Source organism: Xenorhabdus sp. TS4 (assembly GCF_014467265.1).
GTDB classification, from domain to species: domain Bacteria; phylum Pseudomonadota; class Gammaproteobacteria; order Enterobacterales; family Enterobacteriaceae; genus Xenorhabdus; species Xenorhabdus ehlersii.
In genome coordinates this window covers 114890-139764 of sequence record NZ_NKHQ01000005.1, presented here as the reverse complement: position 1 = coordinate 139764, position 24875 = coordinate 114890, and the positions used below count along the sequence as shown (strand labels likewise).

At 45.2% G+C, this 24875-nt stretch carries 20 protein-coding genes; 2 read left to right on the top strand and 18 right to left on the bottom strand.

Features of this window, described 5'->3' with window-relative positions; genetic code table 11:
- Positions 1–7: 7 nt before the first annotated feature.
- The 18 genes from Xets_RS04160 to rpsB all read right to left on the bottom strand — a co-directional run bounded on the left by Xets_RS04160 (position 8) and on the right by rpsB (position 20813).
- Positions 8–925 carry a DMT family transporter gene (locus tag Xets_RS04160; RefSeq protein ID WP_099133510.1) on the bottom strand — a complete coding sequence of 306 codons (918 nt, stop codon included), beginning with the start codon at positions 923–925 and terminating at the stop codon, positions 8–10.
- Between the two features lie 213 nt (positions 926–1138).
- The gene (accA, locus tag Xets_RS04155) at positions 1139–2098 is read right to left on the bottom strand and encodes an acetyl-CoA carboxylase carboxyl transferase subunit alpha (protein WP_099116998.1); all 960 of its coding nucleotides are present in this window, start codon (positions 2096–2098) and stop codon (positions 1139–1141) included.
- A gap of 12 nt (positions 2099–2110) precedes the next feature.
- Complete coding sequence (gene dnaE, locus Xets_RS04150) at positions 2111–5593, bottom strand: DNA polymerase III subunit alpha (RefSeq protein ID WP_187651195.1); 3483 nt, start codon at positions 5591–5593, stop codon at positions 2111–2113.
- 27 nt (positions 5594–5620) lie between these two features.
- A complete protein-coding gene (rnhB, locus tag Xets_RS04145; RefSeq protein ID WP_099133506.1) occupies positions 5621–6214 on the bottom strand; it encodes a ribonuclease HII in 594 nt (197 codons plus the stop codon).
- Positions 6211–7395 carry a lipid-A-disaccharide synthase gene (gene lpxB / locus Xets_RS04140; RefSeq protein ID WP_187651194.1) on the bottom strand — a complete coding sequence of 395 codons (1185 nt, stop codon included), beginning with the start codon at positions 7393–7395 and terminating at the stop codon, positions 6211–6213. The genes rnhB and lpxB overlap by 4 nt, the downstream gene beginning before the upstream one ends.
- Before the next feature lie 8 nt (positions 7396–7403).
- Entirely contained in the window at positions 7404–8201 is a 798-nt protein-coding gene (lpxA, locus tag Xets_RS04135) for an acyl-ACP--UDP-N-acetylglucosamine O-acyltransferase (RefSeq protein WP_187651193.1), read from the bottom strand.
- Positions 8202–8204: 3 nt separating this feature from the next.
- Positions 8205–8657: a 3-hydroxyacyl-ACP dehydratase FabZ gene (fabZ, locus tag Xets_RS04130; RefSeq protein WP_099133501.1), complete on the bottom strand. Its 453-nt coding sequence runs from the start codon at positions 8655–8657 to the stop codon at positions 8205–8207.
- Between the two features lie 162 nt (positions 8658–8819).
- Positions 8820–9848, bottom strand: a complete 1029-nt coding sequence (gene lpxD, locus Xets_RS04125) for a UDP-3-O-(3-hydroxymyristoyl)glucosamine N-acyltransferase (protein WP_187651192.1) — start codon at positions 9846–9848, stop codon at positions 8820–8822.
- A 4-nt stretch (positions 9849–9852) separates the two neighbouring features.
- A complete protein-coding gene (skp, locus tag Xets_RS04120; RefSeq protein WP_099133497.1) occupies positions 9853–10350 on the bottom strand; it encodes a molecular chaperone Skp in 498 nt (165 codons plus the stop codon).
- A 72-nt stretch (positions 10351–10422) separates the two neighbouring features.
- Complete coding sequence (gene bamA / locus Xets_RS04115; RefSeq protein ID WP_187651204.1) at positions 10423–12804, bottom strand: outer membrane protein assembly factor BamA; 2382 nt, start codon at positions 12802–12804, stop codon at positions 10423–10425.
- Between the two features lie 34 nt (positions 12805–12838).
- Entirely contained in the window at positions 12839–14191 is a 1353-nt protein-coding gene (rseP, locus tag Xets_RS04110) for a sigma E protease regulator RseP (protein ID WP_187651191.1), read from the bottom strand.
- Between the two features lie 9 nt (positions 14192–14200).
- Positions 14201–15064, bottom strand: coding sequence for a phosphatidate cytidylyltransferase (cdsA, locus tag Xets_RS04105; protein WP_099133492.1), 864 nt, complete (start codon positions 15062–15064; stop codon positions 14201–14203).
- 9 nt (positions 15065–15073) lie between these two features.
- Positions 15074–15766, bottom strand: coding sequence for a polyprenyl diphosphate synthase (gene uppS, locus Xets_RS04100; RefSeq protein WP_244208802.1), 693 nt, complete (start codon positions 15764–15766; stop codon positions 15074–15076).
- A 313-nt stretch (positions 15767–16079) separates the two neighbouring features.
- Complete coding sequence (gene ispC / locus Xets_RS04095; protein WP_099133488.1) at positions 16080–17276, bottom strand: 1-deoxy-D-xylulose-5-phosphate reductoisomerase; 1197 nt, start codon at positions 17274–17276, stop codon at positions 16080–16082.
- A 184-nt stretch (positions 17277–17460) separates the two neighbouring features.
- Positions 17461–18018 (bottom strand): ribosome recycling factor, encoded by a 558-nt coding sequence (frr, locus tag Xets_RS04090; RefSeq protein ID WP_099133486.1) that lies wholly within the window; start codon positions 18016–18018, stop codon positions 17461–17463.
- Positions 18019–18189: 171 nt separating this feature from the next.
- A complete protein-coding gene (pyrH, locus tag Xets_RS04085) occupies positions 18190–18918 on the bottom strand; it encodes a UMP kinase (RefSeq protein WP_099133484.1) in 729 nt (242 codons plus the stop codon).
- A gap of 143 nt (positions 18919–19061) precedes the next feature.
- Entirely contained in the window at positions 19062–19919 is an 858-nt protein-coding gene (gene tsf, locus Xets_RS04080) for a translation elongation factor Ts (RefSeq protein ID WP_099133483.1), read from the bottom strand.
- 168 nt (positions 19920–20087) lie between these two features.
- Complete coding sequence (gene rpsB / locus Xets_RS04075; RefSeq protein ID WP_099133481.1) at positions 20088–20813, bottom strand: 30S ribosomal protein S2; 726 nt, start codon at positions 20811–20813, stop codon at positions 20088–20090.
- A 403-nt stretch (positions 20814–21216) separates the two neighbouring features.
- Between rpsB and map the strand changes: the two genes are divergently transcribed.
- Both map and glnD read left to right on the top strand, forming a co-directional pair.
- Positions 21217–22014: a type I methionyl aminopeptidase gene (map, locus tag Xets_RS04070; protein WP_099133479.1), complete on the top strand. Its 798-nt coding sequence runs from the start codon at positions 21217–21219 to the stop codon at positions 22012–22014.
- A gap of 169 nt (positions 22015–22183) precedes the next feature.
- The gene (gene glnD, locus Xets_RS04065) at positions 22184–24862 is read left to right on the top strand and encodes a bifunctional uridylyltransferase/uridylyl-removing protein GlnD (protein WP_187651190.1); all 2679 of its coding nucleotides are present in this window, start codon (positions 22184–22186) and stop codon (positions 24860–24862) included.
- Positions 24863–24875 lie beyond the last annotated feature (13 nt).

Below are 24875 nucleotides of genomic sequence, written 5' to 3'. Positions count from 1 at the left end.
TGCCTGATCAATCCTCAATCAGATCATCCATCAATTCATTTTGTTCGGAAGTCTTTCTTTTAGCACTGATACAGAGTAATCCAGAAACAATAACCAACACTAACCCAATCACATAGGCAGGGACAAACGCATCACCAAAAAACAGGATAATCCACATCATCGACAAGACGGGTGATAAAAATAAGATTGAGGCAACCTTATGGGAATCAGGGCCATTCATGGCCTTAAACCAAATAATATAAGAGATCCCATTCAGTATGATGCCGTTAAGTAATGTTGGCATCAGTGAATCACCGGCAGGTAATTTAATGCTGCTGAAAGCAAACATAAATACCGCGGAGACTAAGGTGGAACAGAGGAATACCCAAAATGTACTAATATAGGGATCAATAGCAAACTGTCTCGATAATACTGACATTAATGCAAAACAAAATGATCCGCTAAATACCAGCAACAATGCCTGCGGATGTTCCACTGCAATCTCGGTAATATTTCCTTTCGTGAAAGTGATCACAACAGCTATAAAACCCATTGCAATGCCAATCATTTGCCTGATCGTTAATTTCTCTTTAAACAGGAAAAATGACAATCCAATAATCATTAACGGCCAGCTATATTGGATTACCAAAACAGCAACACCATTTTCAATGGCATAACCATAGTAAAGCAGCAAATAGAAGAAACAATCCAAAGCACCTAAGATCAAAACCTTAAGCATAACGGGCAAAGGAATAAATAAAATGCCCTTCCAACTTTTCCCCATCATGAGGGCAACGACAAATACCGCTAAAACAGACAAAATATTTGACCAGAATAAATATTGGAAGTGATCCATCTCTTTCTGACCAAAACGCGATATAGAAGGAATAAAGCTCCAGATAAACACGCAAGAAAACGCATAAATAATATATTTATATTTGGCCATAGAAAAACTCAATTTATTATTTTAAAGCCCAGCCTACAAGGCACCCACTCCATCCCAACATCATCAGGCATGATAATATTAGATTATATATGCCATGATGATTTCGCCCTTATAAACAGCAAAACAGGTGGAAATACCAGGAAGTTATCACTCCTCAGTATTTCCACCTGAAATACTTTCCACCCGCGATTAGCGATTAAAAACTTTCAGATCTTAGCAGTAACCGTACTGCATTAAACGCTCATAACGACGGTTAACTAATTCTTCACTGTCCAGTTCACTCAATTCAGAAAGATCAGCCAACAATTGAGTTTTCAATGTTTCAGCGATTTCTTCATAGTGACGGTGCGCACCACCCAATGGCTCAGGAATAACAGTATCAATCAGATTCAATTCTTTCAGACGTGGGGCGGTATTCCCCATTGCTTCAGCTGCCAATGGTGCTTTTTCAGCGCTTTTCCACAAAATGGAAGCACAACCTTCAGGAGAGATAGTAGAGAAGGTACTGTATTGCAACATGTTGACTTTATCACCAACACTAAGCGCCAACGCTCCACCAGAACCCCCTTCGCCAATCACTGTACAGATGATAGGTACAGAAAGATGAGACATTTCACGCAAGTTACGTGCAATAGCTTCTGACTGGCCACGCTCTTCTGCGCCTACCCCAGGATATGCACCAGGAGTATCAATGAAAGTAATGATTGGCAATTTGAAACGTTCGGCTGTTTCCATCAATCTCAACGCCTTACGATAACCTTCCGGTGATGGCATACCAAAATTGCGGCGGATTTTTTCTTTGGTTTCACGCCCCTTCTGGTGGCCTATCACCATGACAGGACGACCATCAATACGTGCTAACCCACCCACAATGGCCTTGTCATCAGCATAGGCCCGATCACCCGCTAACTCTTCAAAGTCAGTAAATATGCGCTGAATATAATCCAATGTATAAGGGCGCAATGGATGACGTGATAGCTGGGAAATTTGCCATGCCCCTAAATCAGCGAAAATTTTGCGAGTCAGCTCCAGGCTTTTTTCCCGCAAACGCTGGACTTCTTCATCCAGATTGATATCTAGCTTTTCATCTTGACGGCTAACTGCGGTAAGCGAATCAATTTTCGCTTCCAGCTCGGCAATCGGCTGTTCAAAATCCAGAAAATTCAGACTCATAATGTTCCTATTCTAGTCAAATTCTAATTCTACCTGCTCATTACCCAGCAGAGTTCGCAGATCTGTCAAAAGGGTGTCTGTTGGCGTTACCCGCCATGTCGCCCCGAATCGTAAGCGGGCGCGGGCATCTACCCGCTGGTAATAAAGATGAACCGGTATTGTACCTGAGCGGTGTGGCTCCAATGCACCACGAAGACGGCTCAATAATTGTTCATCAATTTGCCTGTCTGATAATGAGATAGCAAGCCCACGTGCAAATTTTTCACGTGCCTCACTGATATCCATTAATTCACGAACTGTCATTTTAAGTCCACCGCTGAAGTCATCAAAGCTGACTTGTCCGGTAGCAATCAAAATTTTGTCCTGTTCCAATAAATGCTGATACCTTTCCAACGCATCAGAAAACAGCATAATCTCTAGACGTCCTGAACGATCATCTAATGTACTGATACCAATCCGATTGCCCCGTTTGGTCGTCACTATTTTGGAAGCTAATACCAAACCTACCACAGTTGTTACCTGACCACGAGGTGTTGGGTTCACATCTTTTAGACGTAATCCATTGGTATATCGTTCAATCTCTTTCAAATAACCTGTGATTGGGTGTCCAGTTAAGTACAAACCCAGCGTTTCCCGCTCACCATCCAATACCACCTGATCTGGCCATTTGGGAGTGCTGGCATACGAACGCTCAACTTGTTCTGGTTCTTCAGCCAATACACCAAACATATCGGTTTGACCCGTGGCTTCTGCTTTGGCATGTTGATCCGCTGCTTTCAGTGCCCCTTCCAGGGACGACATCAGTGCCGCACGATGTGGCCCCAGTCGATCAAAAGCACCGGACATGATCAGTTTTTCCATCACCCGCCGGTTTATTTTTTTGATATCAACACGTGCACACAGGTCGAATAGCTCTTTGAAATGCCCCCCTTTCTGCCGGGCTTCAATAATCGCTTCAATCGGGCCTTCACCCACACCTTTAATCGCACCAATGCCGTAAACAATTTCTCCATCATCATTGACATGGAAATGGTACAAGCCGCTATTGATATCAGGAGGAAGAACTTTCAGCCCCATGCGCCAACACTCATCCACCAACCCAACAACTTTTTCGGTGTTATCCATATCTGCTGTCATCACGGCAGCCATAAATTCTGCCGGATAGTGGGCTTTCAGCCATAATGTTTGGTAAGAAACCAGCGCATAAGCTGCGGAGTGAGATTTGTTAAAGCCATAACCCGCGAATTTCTCCACTAAATCGAAGATTTTCATGGCGAGCGTACCATCAACGCCCTGTTTTACCGCTCCCTCTTCAAATACTGATCGTTGTTTAGCCATCTCCTCTGGTTTTTTCTTACCCATTGCACGGCGCAACATATCTGCCCCGCCAAGGGTATAACCGGCTAAAACCTGCGCAATCTGCATCACCTGTTCCTGATACAGGATGATACCGTAAGTTGGCTCCAATACGGGTTTTAAGGATTCATGCTGCCATTCAACATCAGGATAGGAAAGTTCTTCCCGTCCATGTTTACGGTCGATAAAGTTATCTACCATGCCTGATTGCAATGGCCCAGGACGGAACAGTGCCACCAATGCGATCATGTCTTCAAAACAGTCAGGGCGCAGGCGTTTGATTAAATCCTTCATTCCGCGCGATTCAAGCTGGAACACGGCCGTGGTTTCAGAACGTTGCAGCATATCGAAACTTTTCTGATCATCCAGAGGAATAGCTGCGATATCAATCAGTTCCAACCCTTTCTTGGCACGACGTGCATTCACCATCTCAAGTGCCCAGTTGATGATGGTCAGGGTTCTCAGACCAAGGAAGTCAAACTTAACCAGGCCTGCGTATTCCACATCGTTTTTGTCAAACTGGGTAACCGGGTTTTGCCCTTCTGGATCACAGTAAATCGGTGCAAAATCAGTAATTTTGGTTGGTGCAATAACAACACCACCGGCATGTTTACCTGCGTTACGAGTGACACCTTCCAGTTTGCGCGCCATGTCTATCAGCGCTTTAACCTCTTCATCCGCTTCGTAAATTTCAGGTAGCTGTGGCTCGGCGACAAACGCTTTTTCCAGTGTCATACCCGGATCAGAAGGCACCAGTTTCGATATTCGATCTACAAATCCATAGGGATGCCCAAGTACACGCCCAACATCGCGGATAACCGCTTTCGCCGCCATCGTACCAAACGTGATGATCTGCGATACCGCATTTCGTCCGTACATATCTGCAACGTGATCGATAACCTGATCACGTTTTTCCATACAGAAATCGATGTCAAAATCTGGCATGGAAATACGTTCAGGGTTAAGGAAACGTTCAAACAGCAGATCGAATTCCAGTGGATCGAGGTCAGTAATTTTTAACGCATAAGCCACAAGGGAGCCGGCACCAGAGCCTCGTCCAGGGCCAACGGGAACACCATTGTCTTTCGACCACTGGATAAATTCCATTACGATCAGGAAGTAGCCAGGAAATCCCATCTGGTTGATAACGTTCAGCTCAATATCAAGACGCTCATCATATTCTGGACGTTTTTGCGCCCTGACTTCCGGATCGGGATAAAGAAACTCCAGACGTTCTTCCAATCCTTGCTTGGATTTTTCAACGAGAAAATCTTCAGTGCTCATTTCGCCCGTTGGAAACTGCGGCAGGAAATACTCACCAAGGCGGATTGTGACATTACAGCGTTTAGCAATTTCGACGCTATTTTGTAGCGCTTCAGGAATGTCTGAGAAAAGCTCGCACATTTCCTGTTCACTGCGTAGATATTGCTGAGGGCTGTAATTTTTAGGGCGTTTCGGATCAGACAGTGTATAACCATCGTGGATAGAAACCCGAATCTCGTGAGCTTCGAAGTCCTCGCTTTCAAGAAAACAAACGTCATTGGTTGCCACGACGGGAAGATTTTTTTCTGACGCCAGCACCACAGCCGCATGAAGATAGTTTTCTTCATCCTGACGTCCGGTACGGATCAACTCAAGGTAATAGCTGTCAGGGAAATATTCCTGATAAAAATCGAGGCATTGATCCACCATCGCACGATTGCCACGCAGCAGGAATTTACCCACATCCCCCATGCGCCCGCCCGACAGCAGGATTAACCCTGTTTTGTATTTCACCAGCCATTCCCGCTGGATAGTCGGGCCAATCGCGCCATAACCTTTTTGGTAAGCCTCAGAGATCAGTAAGGTCAGGTTTTGATAGCCTTCATTATTACGGGCAAGGATCGTCAGATGGGCATATTCATCCCCCAACAAATCACTTTCCACATAAAAATCCGCACCAATAATTGGCTTGATACCAGCACCATGGGCACTGCCATAGAATTTCACCAATCCACACAAGTTGGTAAAATCTGTGATCGCAAAAGCTGGCATCCCCAATTTGGCGACTTTTTTCACCAGTGAGCCGGTCTTAGCCAAGCCATCAATCATTGAATAATCACTGTGAACACGTAAGTGTACAAAACGTGGTTCTGTCATAATCTGCCCAGATACTTATCCCAGATTTTATCTAAGACCTAGCGCCCGTTTAACTGGCGCAAAACTTTTACGATGATGCTCCGTAGCGCCCAAAGAAGCCAATTTTTCCAGATGCAGGGCGGTTGGATAACCTTTGTGTTTCGCAAAGCCGTAGCCAGGGAACTGTTTATCCAGCTCTGCCATTTCCCTGTCACGTGTTACTTTGGCAAGAATGGAGGAGGCGCTTATTTCTGCAACCAGGCTATCGCCCTTCACGACAGCTTGAGCTGGCATGACTAATGCCGGACAGCGATTGCCATCAATCAGAACATAATCCGGTATGAGTGCCAACCCCTCAACAGCTCTTTGCATAGCCAGCATCGTGGCATGGAGGATGTTAAGTTGATCGATCTCTTCCGGCTCTGCACGACCCAGGTTCCAACATAAGGCTTTTTCTTTTATTTCCCAATACAGTGCTTCACGGCGCTTTTCTGTGAGTTTTTTCGAATCCATCAAGCCTGCAATGGGTTTAGCCGGATCAAGAATAACCGCAGCAGTCACTACAGCCCCTACCAATGGGCCACGTCCAACTTCATCAACACCGGCAATCAAATTCGCCTGTGGATAAACAAAATCCATCATCTTCTCGCTAATTCCAAAACGGCTTGCGCAGCCTGTTCATCGGCATCACAGCGAATGCTTTCATGCAAATGCAAGAACGTTTGTTTCAACGTTTCCACATCAGCACCACCTTGCACAAGAGGTAACAATGCCTCTGACAATGCTTGTGGTTTGCATTCATCCTGTAGTAATTCTTTGACTAATTCTTTTCCTGCCAGCAAGTTAGGCAAAGAAACATACGGTGTTTTCACCAGGCGTTTTGCCAGCCAAAATGTAAAAGGTTTCATTCTATAGCCGACCACCATTGGGCATTTGGCCAGCATACATTCCAGTGCAGCCGTACCGGATGCCAGTAAAGTAGCATCACTGGCAATCATGGCTTCACGCGCTTTGCCATCTAATAAATGGAGCAGCAAATCCGGTGCTATCTCGTTTTTAATGCGCTGAAACTGTTCACGCCGTTTGGCATTAACCAGAGGAACCAGTACATGCAAGTCGGGAAATTTCTCCCGCAATAATTGTGCAGTTTTTAAGAAGTCAGCACTGAGCATCTCTACTTCAGCATGACGACTACCAGGCAAGATCGCCAAACAGTGAGCAGTTAATGGAATATCCAGAATTTTTCTGGCAGCTGCTTTATCAGGTTGCAAAGGCATCGCATCTGCCATTGTGTGCCCAATAAATCGACATGGAACGTTAAACTGATCGTAAAAGGCTTTTTCAAAAGGTAAAAACGCCAATACCAAATCCGTTGCCCGCCCCATTTTAAACACACGTTTCTGGCGCCATGCCCATACCGATGGGCTAACGTAATGGATTGTTTTAATTCCCTGCTGTTTAAGCCTGCCTTCCAAAGTAATATTAAAGTCAGGCGCATCAATGCCAATAAACACATCAGGCTTCAACGCGGTAAAACGTGCGGTTAAGTCTTTGCGTATTTTCAGCAAACGGGGCAAACGTCCCAGAACTTCAACGATCCCCATTACGGCCAGCTCTTCCATCTCATACCAGGCTTCACAACCTTCTGCCTGCATAAGAGGGCCAGCAACACCCACAAAGCGGGCGTGCGGAATTTTTGCTTTCAATGCTCGAATCAGCCCCGCCCCAAGGATATCACCGGAAGTTTCTCCGGCGACTAAACCAATTGTCAGCGGGCGCTGATTATCAACAGAAGAAAAGGTAGTCAAAGGAGTATCCTTCATCTACTTACTTAACGAATGATGCCACGACTGGATTTTGCGGAATGTTCCAGAAAATCACTGAATATTTTCACATGCGGGTTGTTTTCCGCTTGAAGATCAATCTCTTGCTTGGCTTCTTCCAATGTTTTTCCGCTGCGATAAAGCGTCTTATAGGCATTACGAATTGCATGCAGAGATTCTTTGTCAAACCCACGACGCTTCAGACCTTCGATATTCAATCCGAAAGGTGTTGCATGATTCCCCTGTGCAATAATGTAAGGAGGAACATCCTGAGCAACGCCGGAACAACCACCAACCATCACGTGAGAACCAATTTGACAGAATTGATGCACGGCCGTCATTCCACCAATAATGACATAATCACCCAGAATAACATGTCCGCCCAATGTACCATTGTTCGCAATAATACAACGATCACCAACGATGCAATCATGGGCGATATGGGCGTTGATCATCAACAGATTGTCACTACCAACTTTAGTCACGCCCCCACCCTGAACAGTGCCTCTGTGGATAGAAACACTTTCACGAATGCGATTACGGTCGCCAATTTCAACGCGAGTGGGTTCACCCTGATATTTGAGATCCTGATTGACCTCTCCGATGGAAGCAAATTGATAAATCTGATTATCGCGGCCAATCTTGGTTATCCCATTAACCACAACATGAGATTTCAATTCAGTCCCTTCACCAATCTCAACTTGGGCACCGATATAACAAAATGGGCCAATGCGAACATTGGCACCAATAACAGCACCCTCTTCAATAATGGAAGAGGGATGGATAACAGCGGTCTGATCAATCATGGATTAAGCCTCACGACGGCGAGCACACATCATTTCAGCTTCACAAGCCACTTCTCCATCGACTTTCGCTACGCCCCTGAAACGCGCAACTCCGCGACGTTCTTTAATAAATTCTACTTCCATGATCATTTGATCACCTGGCAGAACCGGACGCTTGAAGCGAGCGCCATCAATCGCTGCAAAGTAATACAATTCACCTGGTTTCAGTGATCCAACACTTTTGAACGCCAGAATGCCGGTAGCTTGAGCCATTGCTTCAAGGATCAAGACACCAGGAAAAATAGGCTTACCAGGGAAATGCCCCTGAAAGAATGGTTCATTAAATGATACATTCTTGACTGCGCGCAAAAATTTACCTTCCTCAAAATCTAAAACACGGTCTACCAACAAAAATGGGTAGCGGTGAGGCAGTAAATCTAAAATCTCTTCAATTTGCAGAGTATGATTATCACTCATCTAAATACTCTTCCTGTCATATAAGAATCATAATATTAACGACACGGCCTGCGTTAACTCCAAATTCAGAGTTATCAGGCAGGCCGCAAAAATCAAAAGCACAACCAAAAATGCTAACTAAAAACGTTTAATCAAAAATGTCGATCCAAGATGCGGGTATGATTACTCGTTTTCACCTTTCAGTTGGCGTTCAACTGACTTTAAGCGCTTATTCATCTCATTGATGTTCATGATTAAAGCGGCAGTCTTGCGCCAAACTTTGTTCGGTTGTAACGGGAACCCCGACGAGTATACGCCAGGCTCTGTAATTGGACGTATCACCATGCTCATACCAGTCACGGTCACTTTGTCACAGATTTCCATGTGCCCATTGATGACACTGGCTCCACCAATCATACAGTAGCGGCCAACTTTCAAACTGCCCGCCATAATGACACCACCAGCCACCGCGGTGTTGTCTCCAATTGTCACGTTGTGGGCAATCTGACATTGGTTGTCTATGATAACACCATTACCGATGACAGTGTTATCCAATGCGCCGCGATCAATGGCCGTGCAAGCGCCGATTTCAACGCGATCTCCGATGATCACTGTGCCTAGCTGTGGAATTTTAACCCAATTCCCACGCTCATTGGCATAACCAAAACCATCAGAACCTATAACAGCTCCCGATTGAATCAAACACAACTCACCAATTTCAACATTGTGGTATATCGATACATTGGCCCAAAGACGGGTTCCTGCCCCAATCCGCGCATTTTTTCCAATAAAACAACCCGCACCAACGATAACATTATCACCAAGCATAACGCCGGATTCGATAACCGCATTTGCCCCCACCGCCACATTTTTGCCCAATACCGCCTCAGAGGAGATAACTGCTGATGGGTGGATATCCTGTGCAGGTTTCGGTGTCGTATCCATAAGTTGCGCCATGCGTGCATAGGCCAGGTAAGGATCATTAACAACCAACGCGGCAACTTTGCAGTGAGGGAGATCTGCTTCGCGCAGCACAACCGCCGCAGCCTGACAGGTAGCAAGTTTGTCAGTATAACGACTGTCGGATAAAAATGTAATTTGCTCGTTATTTGCTGAATACATCGGCGCAATACCGGTGATGACGATATCGCCATCACCGTACAATTGCGCATTCAACTGCTGAGCGAGATCAGCCAATCGAATTGAAACCATCTACTTACTTAACCTGTTTCAGTACTTCTGCAGTGATATCTTTACCAGACGTAGAATACACCACGGTATTCGCATCCAGAACCAGATCGTAACCTTCTTTGCCTGCAACCACTTTAACTGCATCCTGAATACGGTTCAGAATTTTATTGCGTTCTTCCATCTGACGATGGCGGTTGTCGTTTTCAAAACTTTGTGCTTTCTGAGCAAAGTCATCACGTTTCGCCATCACTTCTTTTTCCAATTTTTCGCGTTCACTGGCTTTCATGGTTGAACTATCACGCTGTAATTTTTGGATTTTAGTTTGCAGATCAGATTCCATACGCTGTAATTCGGTTGCGCGGCCTTTAAACTCATTTTCCAACTGTTTTGCCACAGCTTCACGGGCAGGTAACTGTTGGAAAACTTCAGCAACGTTCACTAAAGCAATTTTATCTGCCGCCTGCGCACCCGCAGAAAACGCTAATGCTATACTCAAACCTGCTGCACACAATATTTTCTTCACTATAAACTCCTTTGACCTACGCTATTTTTACATATTAATAATAGGGCGATTTTTACCAAAAATGATTAATAATTACCAAACTCCGCCAATACTGAACTGGAACTGCTCCGCTCTATCACCTGCATATTCCTTAATTGGCTGCGCATAAGAGAAGCTCAAGGGCCCTAATGGTGATATCCATTGCAAAGCAATACCGGCCGAAATCCTGATGTTATTTGGCTTACTATAGTCTGGTATCCCAGCGTAAGTCTTATCCCAGTTGGTATCCCACACTGTTCCCGCATCCACAAATAACGAAGTCCGCAGGGAGTTAGCATATTTAGCATCCAGGAACGGTGTCGGGGTAATCAGTTCGAAACTAACAACTGCTGTCGCGTTACCTCCCACGGCATCGCGGGATGGGCTATTTTTCTCTGGTTTACCACTTTCATCTAAATAAACTGCTTTCGGACCGATATTATTCGACCGGAAGCCGCGAACACTGCTGGAACCACCGGCATAGAAGTTCTCATAGAATGGCATTTCCTTACCACCAAAACCGCCGCCATATCCCAGACGAGTGCGTCCCATCAACACCCATGAGCGATTATCATCCAGTGGATAATAAGCTGCTGAGTTCCAGGTGACTTTATAGAACTGGTTATCTGAACCAGGAATTGTCACTTTCGCATCCAGAGATGATTTCAGACCAGATGTTGGGAAGAAACCACGGTCAAGATTGTTGTAAACCCATCCCATGGTGACGGTGAAATCATTGGAGTCAAATTGCGCCTTGTCTTTAAAATTTGGATGTTTACCCATTTTATTCCAATAATGCCACATCGCGAGCTGTGGTCGCATATTAGACAGAGAGTTATGGATATAACCCAGTCTAAACGACAGGCCATTATTTTCATTCAATGGGAAGCCGAGCGTTCCCTCAGTACCGTAGGCTTTATTGGTATAATTCGAAAGATCGGCATCATCGGCGCGAAAATCATTATAGAACACACGCCCACCCAAACTTACACCATCGACAGTGAAATAAGGGTCAGTCATAGATAAATCGGCTGATGTTGAATAGTCATTCTTACTGGCGTTGATGCTCACGGAATTCCCCGTTCCGAGCCAGTTGGCTTGTTGGAGACCAATCTGGAAACCCATGCCGCTTTCTGTGCCGAAACTAATACCAAAGTTCATCGAGCCAGTATTGCGTTCTTTGACTTTGTAAACCACATCAACCTGATCTGGACTGTCCGGTACACGTTCCGTTGCCACATCAACAGAGTCAAAATACCCTAGTCTATTTAGGCGTTCTTTGCCCTGTTCAACCAAATCACTCCCCAGCCAGGAGCCTTCCATCTGACGCATTTCACGGCGTAGTACTGAATCTTTACTTATATCGTTGCCTGAAAAACGAATTTTACGCACGTAGAAGCGATTGCCAGCATCAACATTCACATGCAGTTTAACCGTCTTATCGGTGTCGTTGATTTCAGGTTGTGTCATTACACGAGGGTAGGCATAACCGTGGCGACCAAGCAGGTTTTTGATGGCGGTTTCCATCTTGGTCACTTCTGCACCGTTATACAAAGACCCCGGTTCGATTTTAGTCAATTCTTCGATTTGGGACTGGTAACCCGCTAAATTACCATTCAAATCAACACCGGCGATTTTATACTGATCGCCTTCGGTGATATTGACAGCGACATAAATACCTTTCTTATCTGGTGTCAGATTAACTTGAGTCGAGTCAATATTGAAACGAGCATAGCCTCGATCAAGATAGAAACTACGCAAGGTTTCAAGGTCACCTGCCAATTTTTGTTTCTGGTATTTCTGATCAGCCGTCATGTTCCACCAGGGAACATCATCCCTAAGTTGGAACTGATTAAGCAGTTCATTGGTTGAGAAGGCTTTATTACCAACAATATTAATTTGTTGGATCTTGGCAGAAACCCCTTCAGAGAAAACGAGCTTCAAATCAACACGGTTGCGGGGCAGTGGCGTGACAACAGCTTTTACTGTCGCGTTGTATTTACCAACACTGTAATAGAAATCTTCCAGCCCCTTCTCAATATTAGACAGCATAGTGCGGTCAAGAGCTTCACCAACACGAACACGAGAGGCCTCAAGGTTTTGCTTAAGCATGTCATCTTTCACCGATTTATTGCCGGTGAAAGTAATGCTGGCGATGGTTGGTCGTTCTTTTACCTGAACAACAAGTGAATTGCCATCACGTAAGACACGAACATCTTCAAAGTTTCCAGTTGCGAACAATGAATGAATCGTGCGGCTAATATCTTCATCACTAACCGTCTCACCCACTCGAACTGGCATGTTCAGTAATGCTGCACCAACGGTGACGCGTTGAAGACCCTCAAAGTGAATGTCCTGAACCACGAATCCGTCTGAACCGTATGCAGTGGCGCTGCCGAACAGCAGCGACGCTATGAGCAACTTTTTCATCGCCATCGTTGTTATGCGTTTTCCTAACCGGTCTCCCACCTTAAAGGCGGGAGAAATCATTGAAAAGTGCAAGCCCCATTAATAACACCAGTAACATAGCACCAATGCGATAACTGAAGTCTTGTACACGCTCGGAGACTGGCCCCCCCTTGATCTTTTCGATAGCAAGGAAAAGCAAGTGTCCACCATCTAGTACAGGTAATGGGAACAAATTAATGATCCCAAGATTGACGCTAATCAGCGCCAGAAACATTAAATAATACACCAAGCCAGAATCAGCCGATACTCCGGCACCTTTGGCAATGGAAATTGGTCCGCTTAGGTTATTAAGTTTTAAGTCACCCACAATCAATTTGCCGATCATATTGACAGTCAGCTTCATTAATTGCCAAGTCTTACCTCCTGCCTCATAAATGGCAGAAAAAGGTCCATATTGCTGAATAACCTTGTATTCATCCGCTAATGGAATGATTTTCAGTTCGGTGCCAGCAAACCCCTCCTCACGGCCGTTGGATAATTTTCTGACTTCAGGGGTCAGAGACAAGGAGATCATTCCCCCCGCTCTCGCAACGTCCAATTTTAGAAGGACATTAGGATTCTTCCTGACAAAAGATGAAAAAGTGTGCCATACATCTACATCTTGATCGTTGACTTTAACGATCCTGTCCCCACTTTGTAAACCCGCTTTTTCAGCGGCTGAAGCAGGATAAACTTTTTCCACTTGCGAACTCAGCCGTGGTACAACAGGCATAATTCCCAAAGACAGCAAAACATCCTGCTTGGACGGATCAAAGGTCCATTGGCTCAAATCCAGTGTTTTTTTAACATTATCAAGCGCATTCAGAGGCAAGACGTCCATAGTGACCGATGTCGCCCCCACTTTACCTATCATGGCAAGACGTACTGAATTCCAATCAGGAGTTTCGATACCATTAACGGATTTTAGTTCCATTCCAGGCAAAATATTTGCCTGTGCAGCAATCGAGTTTGGCTTAACATCCAACACTACCGGACGTACAGATGGCACGCCAATCACAAAAACCAGCCAATAAGCGATCACCGCCAGAATGAAGTTTGCGATTGGCCCAGCGCTGATAACTGCCGCGCGCTGGCCAATAGTTTTGTTATTAAATGCCATATGACGACGTTCAGGAACAACTTCCCCTACCCGCTCGTCGAGCATTTTGACATATCCACCAAGGGGAATAAGAGCGATAACGTATTCGGTTCCCTGTTTATCTGTACGACGCCAAAGCACCTTGCCAAATCCGATGGAAAAGCGTTCAACATAGATACCGCATCGTCTGGCAACCCAAAAATGACCAAACTCATGCACTGTAATGAGAACACCCAAAGCAACAATAAATGCAGCCAGATTCCAGAGAATATCCATTACGTACCTTCAGAGAGTAAATCCAGAAGAAATCAACATAACCAGCCCAGCAAACACTGGAACTGCCGCAGTTAGACTATCAACCCTATCCATGACACCGCCATGCCCCGGAATCAATTGACTGCTGTCTTTGATCCCAGATTCCCGCTTGAACATACTTTCAGTCAAATCACCAAAGACCGAGGCAATCACCACCACCGCAGAAATCAGCAACAAATGTTCTGGCATCGTGGGGACAGGGGCAAATTTACCGAACAACCACGAAATCAGTGCAGCCGTTAATAACCCACCAACCAGCCCCTCAAGCGTTTTGCCTGGGGATACTTTTGGGGCCATTTTATGTTTACCCATTGTACGGCCAAAAATATAAGCACCTGAATCGGCAGCCCATACCAACAGCATGACGTACAGCAACCACCATGCGCCATCATAGGGATTATTTTCATAGCCCTGGGTACGCAGTACCATCATCCCACAATAAAATGGCACGATAGTCATAACCCCGAATAGCAGACGCAAGGCAACCGACGATTTCCAAATAGAAGCAGAAGCCGGATAAGTCACCACCAATAAAATGGCGGCCACCCACCAAAGCATGCCAGCCCACAATAGGTATACAACTTGTGGTTTCTCAATGAGGTGAGAAAAATCTGACAAAGAGTACTGCAAGGCCAATAGCCCTACAGCAAACAACGCAGCCAGCGTAATGCGTTTAACTTGAGTGAAGAGACCTGCAAATTGCCCCCATTCCCATGCAGCCAGTGCTGAAACAGCAATGACAACCAACCCAAACCCTGCTGGTGGGAGGAAAAACAGCGCTACAATAACAAGTGGAATCAATATCAACGTAGTTAAAAGACGGTACTTCAGCAAGTTCTCCTCCTATGATCCCACTTCGGCATCGTCTGGTGTTCCGCCAAATCGGCGTTCTCGTTTGGCAAAGGCATTAATCGCACCTTCAAAAACAGTTTCATCAAAATCAGGCCAAAGTATATCGGTAAAATACAATTCTGCATAAGCGATCTGCCATAGCAGGAAATTACTGATACGATGTTCGCCTCCAGTCCTAATCACCAGATCCACTTCGGGCTGCTGACTTAAATTGATGAAGTTATCAACTGTAGTTTCGGTAATCTCTTCGGGAGATAATTCATTGGCTTCAATCTTTTCAGCAATTTGTTTAAAACTCTGAACCAGATCCCAACGACCACCATAGTTAGCAGCAATATTAAGCTGCAATCCGGTATTGCCTGCTGTTAATTCAACAGAACGGCGGATACGCTCCTGCAACCGTGAGCTAAAACGACTGATATCACCAATCACAGACAATTTCACATTGTGTTTATTCAGACTCTTTACTTCATTATCGAGAGCAAAAACAAACAACTCCATCAATGAACTGACTTCCTGCTGTGGGCGATTCCAGTTTTCGCTGCTAAACGCATATAGCGTCAGCGAATTAATATTATGTTTCACTGAAAAACTCACGGCACTTCGTACGGCTTTAATTCCTGCACGGTGGCCAAAGACTCTTAATTTGCCCCGTTTTTTTGCCCAGCGACCGTTACCATCCATAATGATGGCGACATGTCTGGGTAACGTTGGCAATGAGTCATTATCACTGGGAGATATCACTCAAAATAATCCTTAAATAACTAAGCTGACTTTTTGGTAAACTCAATCACTGCCAAACCTGAAAAAGCCGTGTTACATGTCAACAATTAGCACGGCTATTTCAGGCGCGACTGAATGAAAGCCTTTAACCTGCGCTTATCTATGACTAGAATGCAAGCACCAGATAATTGAAATGGCTATTATAGCAACTGTAATTTACCCGCGAACTATATCATTTGCCAAAATGCAAACCTATACTTATTAATAAAACTTGCTATTTGGCAAAAGTGCTTATGGCTTCTCTCGCTAAGGCCCTGGCTATGTTATCGATTTCTAAGACCTCTTCGATACTTTGAGGTTCAGATAAATTTACTTTTTCAACGACCAACCGATTGATTGTCGCAATATCTGTGAAACGGATTCCACCTTGCAAAAAAACATCAACGGTTTCTTCATTTGCCGCATTCAACGCCGTTGTTGCCGCTTGCCCCTGGTGACAAGCCTCAATCGCCAATTTCAAACAAGGATAACGCTGATAATCCAGGGATTCAAAAGTGAGCAAACTCAATTCGGTAAAATCCAATGGTTTTGCCCCAGATGGAATACGATTAGGATAAGCCATCGCATAAGCAATTGGAGTACACATATCTTGCGTTCCCAGCTGTGCGATGATGCTGCCATCCTGATAACGAACCATCGAATGAATCACCGATTGGGGATGCAATAATACCTCCATTTCATCTGCGGATGCATTGAACAGGTAACGCGCTTCGATATATTCCAATCCCTTGTTCATCATGGTAGCAGAATCAACAGAAATTTTACGTCCCATTGACCAAATAGGATGAGCACACGCTTCATCCGGAGTCACGTTGGGCAGATTCGCCAAAGGTGTCTTGCGGAACGGCCCGCCCGATCCCGTCAGGATAATGCTGGAAATACCGTGTTTTTTTAGATTTGCCTTGCCAAGATTGTGCTGAACCCCCTCCGGCAGACTTTGGAAAATAGCATTATGTTCGCTATCAATTGGCAGCAATTGCGCTTTATATCGGACAACCGCATCCATAAACAGACGACCACTGGTAATCAAAGATTCTTTGTTAGCCAGCAGAACTTGTTTACCCTTACGGATAGCGGCCAAAGTCGGCAATAAACCTGCGACGCCAACAATGGCTGACATGACTTGATCGACGTCTTCCAATGCAGCTAAATCACAAATAGCGTCTTTACCAAACAGCACTTCGGTTTGACTTCCCTGCGCCTGTAATAACTGACGCAGAGCTTTTGCTGACGGCTCATCTGCCATTGCTGCATATTGTGGATGGAATTCCAAACATTGCTGTGCCATGACTTCAATATTTTTCCCGGCAACCAGTGCGATTACACTGAATTTTTCCGGATTATTGCGGACAACAGAAAGCGTACTTTTCCCAATCGAACCCGTTGAGCCAAGAATAGTTAACCGTTTCATTTTAATACTCTAAGTATGCTACTGATATAAAATTGCAATGGAAAATCGCAACAGAAAATCGTCATAGTTTGAGCGGTGCAGATCGCTATGTCCATCGCTTGAGAAAGAAATATGATACGAAGTGTAATATCCAGGATAAGAACAACGCCGCAAGAGCTGCGGCGTTGTATGCGTGAAACGGCAATTAGAAATCCATCAACTCAGTTTCTTTATTTGCCAACGCTTCATCAATTTTCTTAATGAAGCTGTCAGTCAGTTTCTGAATTTCATCTTGTGAACGACGTTCTTCATCTTCACTGATTTCTTTGTCTTTCAGCAGTGCCTTCACCTTATCGTTCGCATCACGGCGAATATTACGGATAGAGACACGGCCCTGTTCCGCTTCTCCACGCACAACTTTAATGAGATCCTTACGGCGCTCTTCTGTCAGTGGTGGCAATGGAACACGAATAATGGTTCCGGCAGAAGATGGGTTCAGGCCCAGATCAGAAGCCATAATGGCTTTTTCAACCGCCGCAGTCATAGAACGATCAAATACGGTGATCGCCAAAGTGCGGGCATCTTCTGCAACGACGTTTGCAATCTGACGCAATGGAGTCGCAGCGCCATAATATTCAACGCTGATGCCATCCAACAGGCTAGGAGAAGCACGGCCAGTACGAACCTTGCTAATTTGATTTTTCAGTGCTTCGACGCTTTTTTCCATGCGGTCTTGTGCGTCTTTCTTGATTTCATTAATCACGTTACAAACCCTTGGGAGATGGTTATTTTTTAGGCCACATTGCGTAAATCATAGATAAGTGAACCGAGTACGCTACGACATATGTGACCCTGTGTCATTAAATTTGGCGCATCAGGATGCTGATCATACCGTCAAATTTCACCAATGTCTCTGAGCACTAACGGTGAAAAATCAGCCATGAGAAATCAACGTACCTTCACTTTCCCCCATCACAACACGACGAAGTGCGCCTGGTTTGTTCATATTAAAGACACGAATTGGCAGGTTATGGTCACGAGCCAGCGTAAAGGCCGCCAGATCCATCACTTTCAATTCACGCTCCAATACTTCCTGATAAGTGAGCTTATTGTAGAGAACGGCTTCAGGATCTTTTGCAGGATCAGCAGAATAAACGCCATCAACTTTGGTTGCTTTTAACACAACATCCGCTTCGATTTCAATGCCACGCAGACATGCAGCGGAATCGGTCGTAAAGAACGGGTTACCAGTACCCGCAGAGAAAATAACAACACGACCGTGACGCAGTAAGCTGATCGCCTCAGCCCAGCTATAATTGTCACATACGCCATTCAGTGGGATGGCCGACATCAAACGGGCATTCACATAGGCGCGGTGCAAAGCATCACGCATTGCCAAACCATTCATCACAGTCGCCAACATGCCCATGTGATCGCCTACTACACGGTTCATTCCTGCCTCTGCCAAACCGGCACCACGAAACAGGTTACCGCCTCCAATAACGACACCGACCTGAATACCCAGCTCAACCAGTTCTTTGATTTCCTGAGCCATGCGGTCTAAGACGCTGGCGTCGATACCAAAACCTTCTGCGCCTTGCAGGGCTTCTCCACTGAGCTTAAGCAGGATTTTCTGATATACGGGTTTTGCATTGGTTGCCATGGTGTTCAGTCCTAAGCAGATAAGGATATTGGGGATCGATTAAGATTTACTCAATTACTACACATCCACGCTATGCAGCCCAGATGTAAAAATTCATCATGAGATAAAACAGAACCGCCAACTGGCGGCTCTGTTCAAGAAAATTAAGACTGTTTGCTCATTGCAGCAACTTCTGCTGCGAAATCAGCTTCAACTTTCTCAATACCTTCACCAACTTCGAAGCGGATAAAGTTGATAACCTTAGCATTGTTTTCTTTCAGCAGATCGCCAACAGATTTGCTTGGGTCCATCACGAAGTTCTGGCCAGTCAGAGAGATTTCGCCGGTGAATTTGTTCATACGGCCAGAAACCATTTTCTCTGCAATTTCGCGAGGCTTACCAGACTGCATTGCGATGTCCAGCTGGATCTGGTGCTCACGCTCAACAACGTCAGCAGGAACGTCAGTTGGGTTCACGTATTCTGGCTTGCTTGCCGCAACGTGCATTGCAATGTGTTTGATCAGTTCTTCGTTTGCGCCTTCAGCAGCAACCAGAACACCGATACGAGAACCGTGCAGGTAAGAACCAACCGCTTCACCTTCCAGAATAGCAACGCGACGAATGTTGATGTTCTCACCAATTTTCGCTACCAGGCCAGTGCGCTGTTCTTCGAACTTCGCTTTCAGTGCATCGATGTCAGCGTTTTTGTCTGCCATAACAGAAGTGATAACGTCTTTACCGAACGCCAGGAAGCCAGAATCTTTAGCAACGAAGTCAGTTTCACAGTTCAGCTCAACGATAGCTGCGAATTTAGCATCAGCCGCAACTTCAACCAGAATAACACCTTCAGCAGCAACACGGCCTGCTTTCTTAGCCGCTTTTGCCTGACCTGATTTACGCATGTTATCGATAGCCAGTTCGATATCACCATTTGCTTCAACCAGCGCTTTTTTACATTCCATCATGCCTGCGCCAGTACGCTCACGCAGTTCTTTTACCAGAGCAGCGGTAATGTCAGCCATTTGTTTTATTCCTCGATGTGTCTCGCGGGAAGATAATATTCCGCGTGGAAAGTTCTATATCAGATAATAGTTCTATATCAGATAGGTAAAGGGGGCCATAACAGGCCCCCTAACCAATATATTTCAATACCTGGTCAATAAGGGCTCAAACAAAATGAGCAGGCCTTATTATTCAGCGTCTACAAGACCTTCTTCAGCCTGAACAGCCAGATCTTGAGAACGACCTTCACGAACAGCGGTAGCTGCCGCAGTCAGGTACAGTTTAACTGCACGGATTGCGTCGTCGTTACCAGGGATGATGAAGTCAACGCCATCTGGATCAGAGTTGGTATCAACGATAGCGAATACAGGGATACCCAGGTTGTTTGCTTCTTTGATAGCAATGTGTTCGTGTTCAGCGTCGATAACAAACAGCGCATCAGGCAGACCGCCCATGTCTTTGATACCACCCAGGCTGTTTTCCAGTTTGCCAAGCTCACGAGAACGCATCAGCGCTTCTTTTTTAGTCAGCTTGTCAAAAGTACCGTCCTGAGACTGAACTTCCAGATCTTTCAAACGCTTGATTGACTGACGAACAGTTTTCCAGTTAGTCAGCATACCACCCAACCAACGGTGGTTAACGAAGTATTGGTCACAGCTCAATGCTGATTCTTTTATTGCTTCGCTAGCAGCACGCTTAGTGCCAACAAACAGAATTTTACCTTTACGGGAAGCGATTTTGTTCAGCTCTGCCAAAGCACCGTTGAACATTGGAACAGTTTTTTCCAGGTTGATGATATGAACTTTGTTACGAGCGCCAAAGATGAAAGGTTTCATTTTTGGGTTCCAGTAACGAGTCTGGTGACCGAAGTGAACGCCCGCTTGCAGCATATCGCGCATGGAAACAGTTGCCATTTTAGACCTCTATAAAGTTAATTGGGGTTATGCCTCCACAGATCCCATGACACCGACTCCTTGGCTGCGGGATGATTCACATTAAATGAGTTAACCGCATAAGAGCACCCCGGTGTATGTGCCGATCCGTGTGTGTTATTTACACATAATGAGTTTATTTAGTATCCCTGACAAATTGCATCATATCAGAAACAATTACGCAGAATACCGGCGCGCTTTATACCATAAACCACCACCAGACTCCAACATTTGTTACAGCTATGTTTGTGACAACTACGTTTATTACGGCTACTGATACAGGTTATATTGGCATCCATTCGGTGGGCTGATACCATTACCGACAACACTTTCCTTAATTAATATCAAGTAGTCGATAATATTCCGACTTAAATGGACCCATTTCATGGCTATTTCTATCAAAACAGAAGAAGACATTCAGAAAATGCGGGTTGCCGGACGTCTGGCCGCCGAAGTTCTGGAAATGATTGAGCCTTACGTTAAGGCTGGTGTCACTACGGGTGAACTTGATCGTATCTGCCACAAGCACATTACCGAAAAACAACAGGCCATCTCGGCTTGTCTGGGCTACCACGGATTTCCTAAATCCGTATGTATCTCCGTCAATGACGTGGTTTGCCACGGTATTCCAAGCGATGATAAAGCCCTGAAAGAAGGTGATATCGTCAATATTGACGTTACAGTCATCAAAGATGAGTTCCACGGTGATACGTCTAAGATGTTCATTGTCGGCAAACCAACCATTCAAGGTGAGCGCCTGTGTCGCGTCACTCAGGAGAGTTTATACCTTGCCCTGAAAATGGTTAAGCCTGGCATCCGTCTGCGTACCATTGGCAAGGCAATTCAGCAATTTGTAGAAAGTCACGATTACTCTGTTGTCCGCGAATACTGCGGTCACGGTATCGGTAGAGGTTTCCACGAAGAACCTCATGTTCTGCATTATGATGCTGATGATGGTGGTGTGGTATTGCAAAAAGGCATGGCATTCACCATTGAGCCGATGGTCAACGCCGGTGATTTTCGTATCCGCTCCATGAAAGATGGCTGGACAGTGAAAACCAAAGATCGCGGTTGGTCTGCACAGTACGAGCACACTATTGTCGTTACCGATAATGGTTGTGAAATCATGACATGGCGCCAAGAAGAAGAAGCGCATATCCCAGCAGTATTAGTGAACGCATAATTGCCAGCTAACGCAATTTATTAAATTTAATCAATAAGCTCCCTGCTACCTTCAACCTACGGGGAGCTTTTATCTCTGTCAATAATGCCTGTTCATCCTATAATTTTCTCAGTAATCTGGTCATCATAGTCTTTTTCCTCACGGGTTTTCTCACAATAGGTTTCTGCATATGCCGGTTGATATCTCCTTAGCACAAGCACCCGTTCCCCCTCTTTCTCCTGTGGAGTTTTCCCACGATGATCTGCATTTTCCCACCCTAAAACAGCATATTGATGAATTCCAGCTATGGCTTGAGCACGCATTCAAGGCAGGAATCTCACCGGACGCACTGATTTACACCCGCAGTGACTATATTGATCAACTTTTAAAGCGATTATGGCAGGAACAGGGATTTGATCAGATCGATTCCTTTTCCCTGATTGCGGTAGGTGGCTATGGGCGCCGCGAACTACATCCTCTCTCTGACATTGACCTATTGATTCTGAGCGAATCGCCATTGGCTGAAGAGCAATCAACTCGTCTTGGGCAATTTATTGCCCTACTTTGGGATATTCATCTTGAAGTCGGCCACAGTGTCAGAACATTCGAAGAATGCCAGCAAAAAGGGCTTTCTGATCCTACTATCGCAACTAACCTCATTGAATCCCGCTTAATTTGTGGGGACTTGCCGCTATTTCTACGCTTGCAGAAATATATTTTCAGTGATGATTTCTGGCCATCCGCTCAATTTTTCGCAGCCAAAATTACTGAACAACAAGAGCGCCATCAGCGCTATCACAGCACCAGTTACAATCTGGAGCCTGATATCAAAAGCAGCCCAGGTGGGCTACGCGATATCCACACGTTACTTTGGGTCGCTCATCGCCATTTTGGTGCCACTTCCTTAGATGAAATGGTCAATTTTGGTTTCCTGACTCAGGAAGAACGCAATGAATTGAACGAATGCCAGAATTTTCTCTGGCGTATCCGTTTTGCACTTCATTTGGTTGTTACCCGTTACGATAACCGGTTGCTGTTTGAACGTCAGTTTAGTGTCGCCCAGCTACTCGGTTATGAAGGGGAAAGAAATCAACCTGTCGAGCGAATGATGAAAGATTTCTATCGCATGACCCGCCGCGTCAGTGAGCTAAATAATATGCTGTTGCAACTGTTTAATGAAGCCATTTTAGCGCTGCAACCCAATGAGAAACCACGCATTCTTAACGCCGAGTTTCAATTGCGGGGAAACCGTATCGATCTCATTGATGAAACACTGTTTAGCCATGATCCCACTTCAATATTGAGAATGTTCTATCACATGGCTGAACATCGTGAAATTGAAGGGATCTATTCCACAACATTGCGCCAGCTTCGCTATGCCCGTAGAAATCTAACCACTCCGTTGTGCGAACTCCCCGAAGCACGAAAAATTTTCATGGATATTCTGCGCCATCCCCATGCTGTTACAGGGGCGTTGCTCCCAATGCACCTTCATAGTGTCTTAGGGGCTTATATGCCATTTTGGAGCAATATTGTCGGCCAGATGCAATTTGACCTTTTTCATGCTTATACCGTTGACGAACACACCATCCGCGTATTGCAAAAACTCGAAAGTTTTGCTGATGAAAATAACCGTGTCATCCACCCTCTATGTGTTGAACTTTACCCGCGTCTTCCTCAACCAGAGCTATTGCGGCTGGCAGCTTTTTTCCATGATATAGCCAAAGGTCGCAATGGCGATCATTCTGAGCTTGGTGCCAAAGATGCCTTCGTCTTCTCACAACAGCATGGCCTGACAAATCACGAAGCTGAATTAGTGGAATGGCTGGTTCGCGACCATCTGCTGATGTCAGTGACTGCGCAACGTCGGGATATTCAAGATCCAGAAGTCATCCAACAATTTGCCAGCCAGGTTAAAAACCAAAACCGCCTTAATTACTTAGTCTGCCTGACCGTTGCTGATATTTGTGCTACCAACGCTAAACTGTGGAATAGCTGGAAACAGAGCCTGATACGTGAACTCTATTTCGCCACTGAAACCCAGTTGCGCCAAGGTATTCAAAATACCCCTGATTTACGGGAACGCATCCGTAACAATCGCTTGCAAGCATTGGCTCTTTTACGCCAAGAAAATATCGACGAACAGCGTTTACACAATATCTGGAACCGTTGTCATGCCGATTATTTCCTCCGCCATACCCCTGATCAATTAGCATGGCACGCTAGCCACTTAATCCGTCACCCCGCCCAAGAACCCATGGTTTTGATCAGTACCGCATTCTCTCACGGTGGCACAGAAATTTTTATTTGGTGCCAAGATCGCCCTTCACTTTTTGCCGCCGTTGTTGGGGAATTGGACAAGCGTAATTTAAGTGTCCACGATGCCCAAATTTTCACCAATCGGGATGAAATGGCGATGGATACCTTTGTGGTTTTAGATCCTAACGGCCATCCACTGGCATTTGATCGTCACGAACCTATCCGCCGTGCTTTATTGCAAGTTGTGAACGATCCACATCCTAAAGTACCAAAAGCACGTAACCTGCCTGCCAAGTTGCGCCATTTTAATGTCCCAACCAACGTTAACTTTTTACCAACAAAAAATGCTCGCCGTACTTATATGGAGTTGGTTGCATTGGATCAGCCTGGATTATTGGCACGGGTAGGCAATATTTTCGCCGAATTGGGTGTTTTCTTACATGGAGCCCGCATTACGACTATTGGTGAACGTGTGGAAGACTTTTTTGTATTAGCGGATAAAGATCAAAACGCATTACATAAAAAAATAAGGGATGAACTATCAGAAAGGTTGACAGAGGCCCTCGATACACAGGATAAACTACAACAAGATTCTCTTAACAGAAATTAGGAACCGCATACTT

Bases quoted from the DNA above. Each gene is read 5' to 3' on its own strand.
- Xets_RS04160 (WP_099133510.1), bottom strand. From the start codon at position 925: ATGGCCAAATATAAATATATTATTTATGCGTTTTCTTGCGTGTTTATC.
- accA (WP_099116998.1), bottom strand. From the start codon at position 2,098: ATGAGTCTGAATTTTCTGGATTTTGAACAGCCGATTGCCGAGCTGGAA.
- dnaE (WP_187651195.1), bottom strand. From the start codon at position 5,593: ATGACAGAACCACGTTTTGTACACTTACGTGTTCACAGTGATTATTCA.
- rnhB (WP_099133506.1), bottom strand. From the start codon at position 6,214: ATGATGGATTTTGTTTATCCACAGGCGAATTTGATTGCCGGTGTTGAT.
- lpxB (WP_187651194.1), bottom strand. From the start codon at position 7,395: ATGAAGGATACTCCTTTGACTACCTTTTCTTCTGTTGATAATCAGCGC.
- lpxA (WP_187651193.1), bottom strand. From the start codon at position 8,201: ATGATTGATCAGACCGCTGTTATCCATCCCTCTTCCATTATTGAAGAG.
- fabZ (WP_099133501.1), bottom strand. From the start codon at position 8,657: ATGAGTGATAATCATACTCTGCAAATTGAAGAGATTTTAGATTTACTG.
- lpxD (WP_187651192.1), bottom strand. From the start codon at position 9,848: ATGGTTTCAATTCGATTGGCTGATCTCGCTCAGCAGTTGAATGCGCAA.
- bamA (WP_187651204.1), bottom strand. From the start codon at position 12,804: ATGGCGATGAAAAAGTTGCTCATAGCGTCGCTGCTGTTCGGCAGCGCC.
- rseP (WP_187651191.1), bottom strand. From the start codon at position 14,191: ATGGATATTCTCTGGAATCTGGCTGCATTTATTGTTGCTTTGGGTGTT.
- uppS (WP_244208802.1), bottom strand. From the start codon at position 15,766: ATGGATGGTAACGGTCGCTGGGCAAAAAAACGGGGCAAATTAAGAGTC.
- ispC (WP_099133488.1), bottom strand. From the start codon at position 17,276: ATGAAACGGTTAACTATTCTTGGCTCAACGGGTTCGATTGGGAAAAGT.
- pyrH (WP_099133484.1), bottom strand. From the start codon at position 18,918: ATGGCAACCAATGCAAAACCCGTATATCAGAAAATCCTGCTTAAGCTC.
- tsf (WP_099133483.1), bottom strand. From the start codon at position 19,919: ATGGCTGACATTACCGCTGCTCTGGTAAAAGAACTGCGTGAGCGTACT.
- rpsB (WP_099133481.1), bottom strand. From the start codon at position 20,813: ATGGCAACTGTTTCCATGCGCGATATGCTGCAAGCGGGCGTTCACTTC.
- map (WP_099133479.1), top strand. From the start codon at position 21,217: ATGGCTATTTCTATCAAAACAGAAGAAGACATTCAGAAAATGCGGGTT.
- glnD (WP_187651190.1), top strand. From the start codon at position 22,184: ATGCCGGTTGATATCTCCTTAGCACAAGCACCCGTTCCCCCTCTTTCT.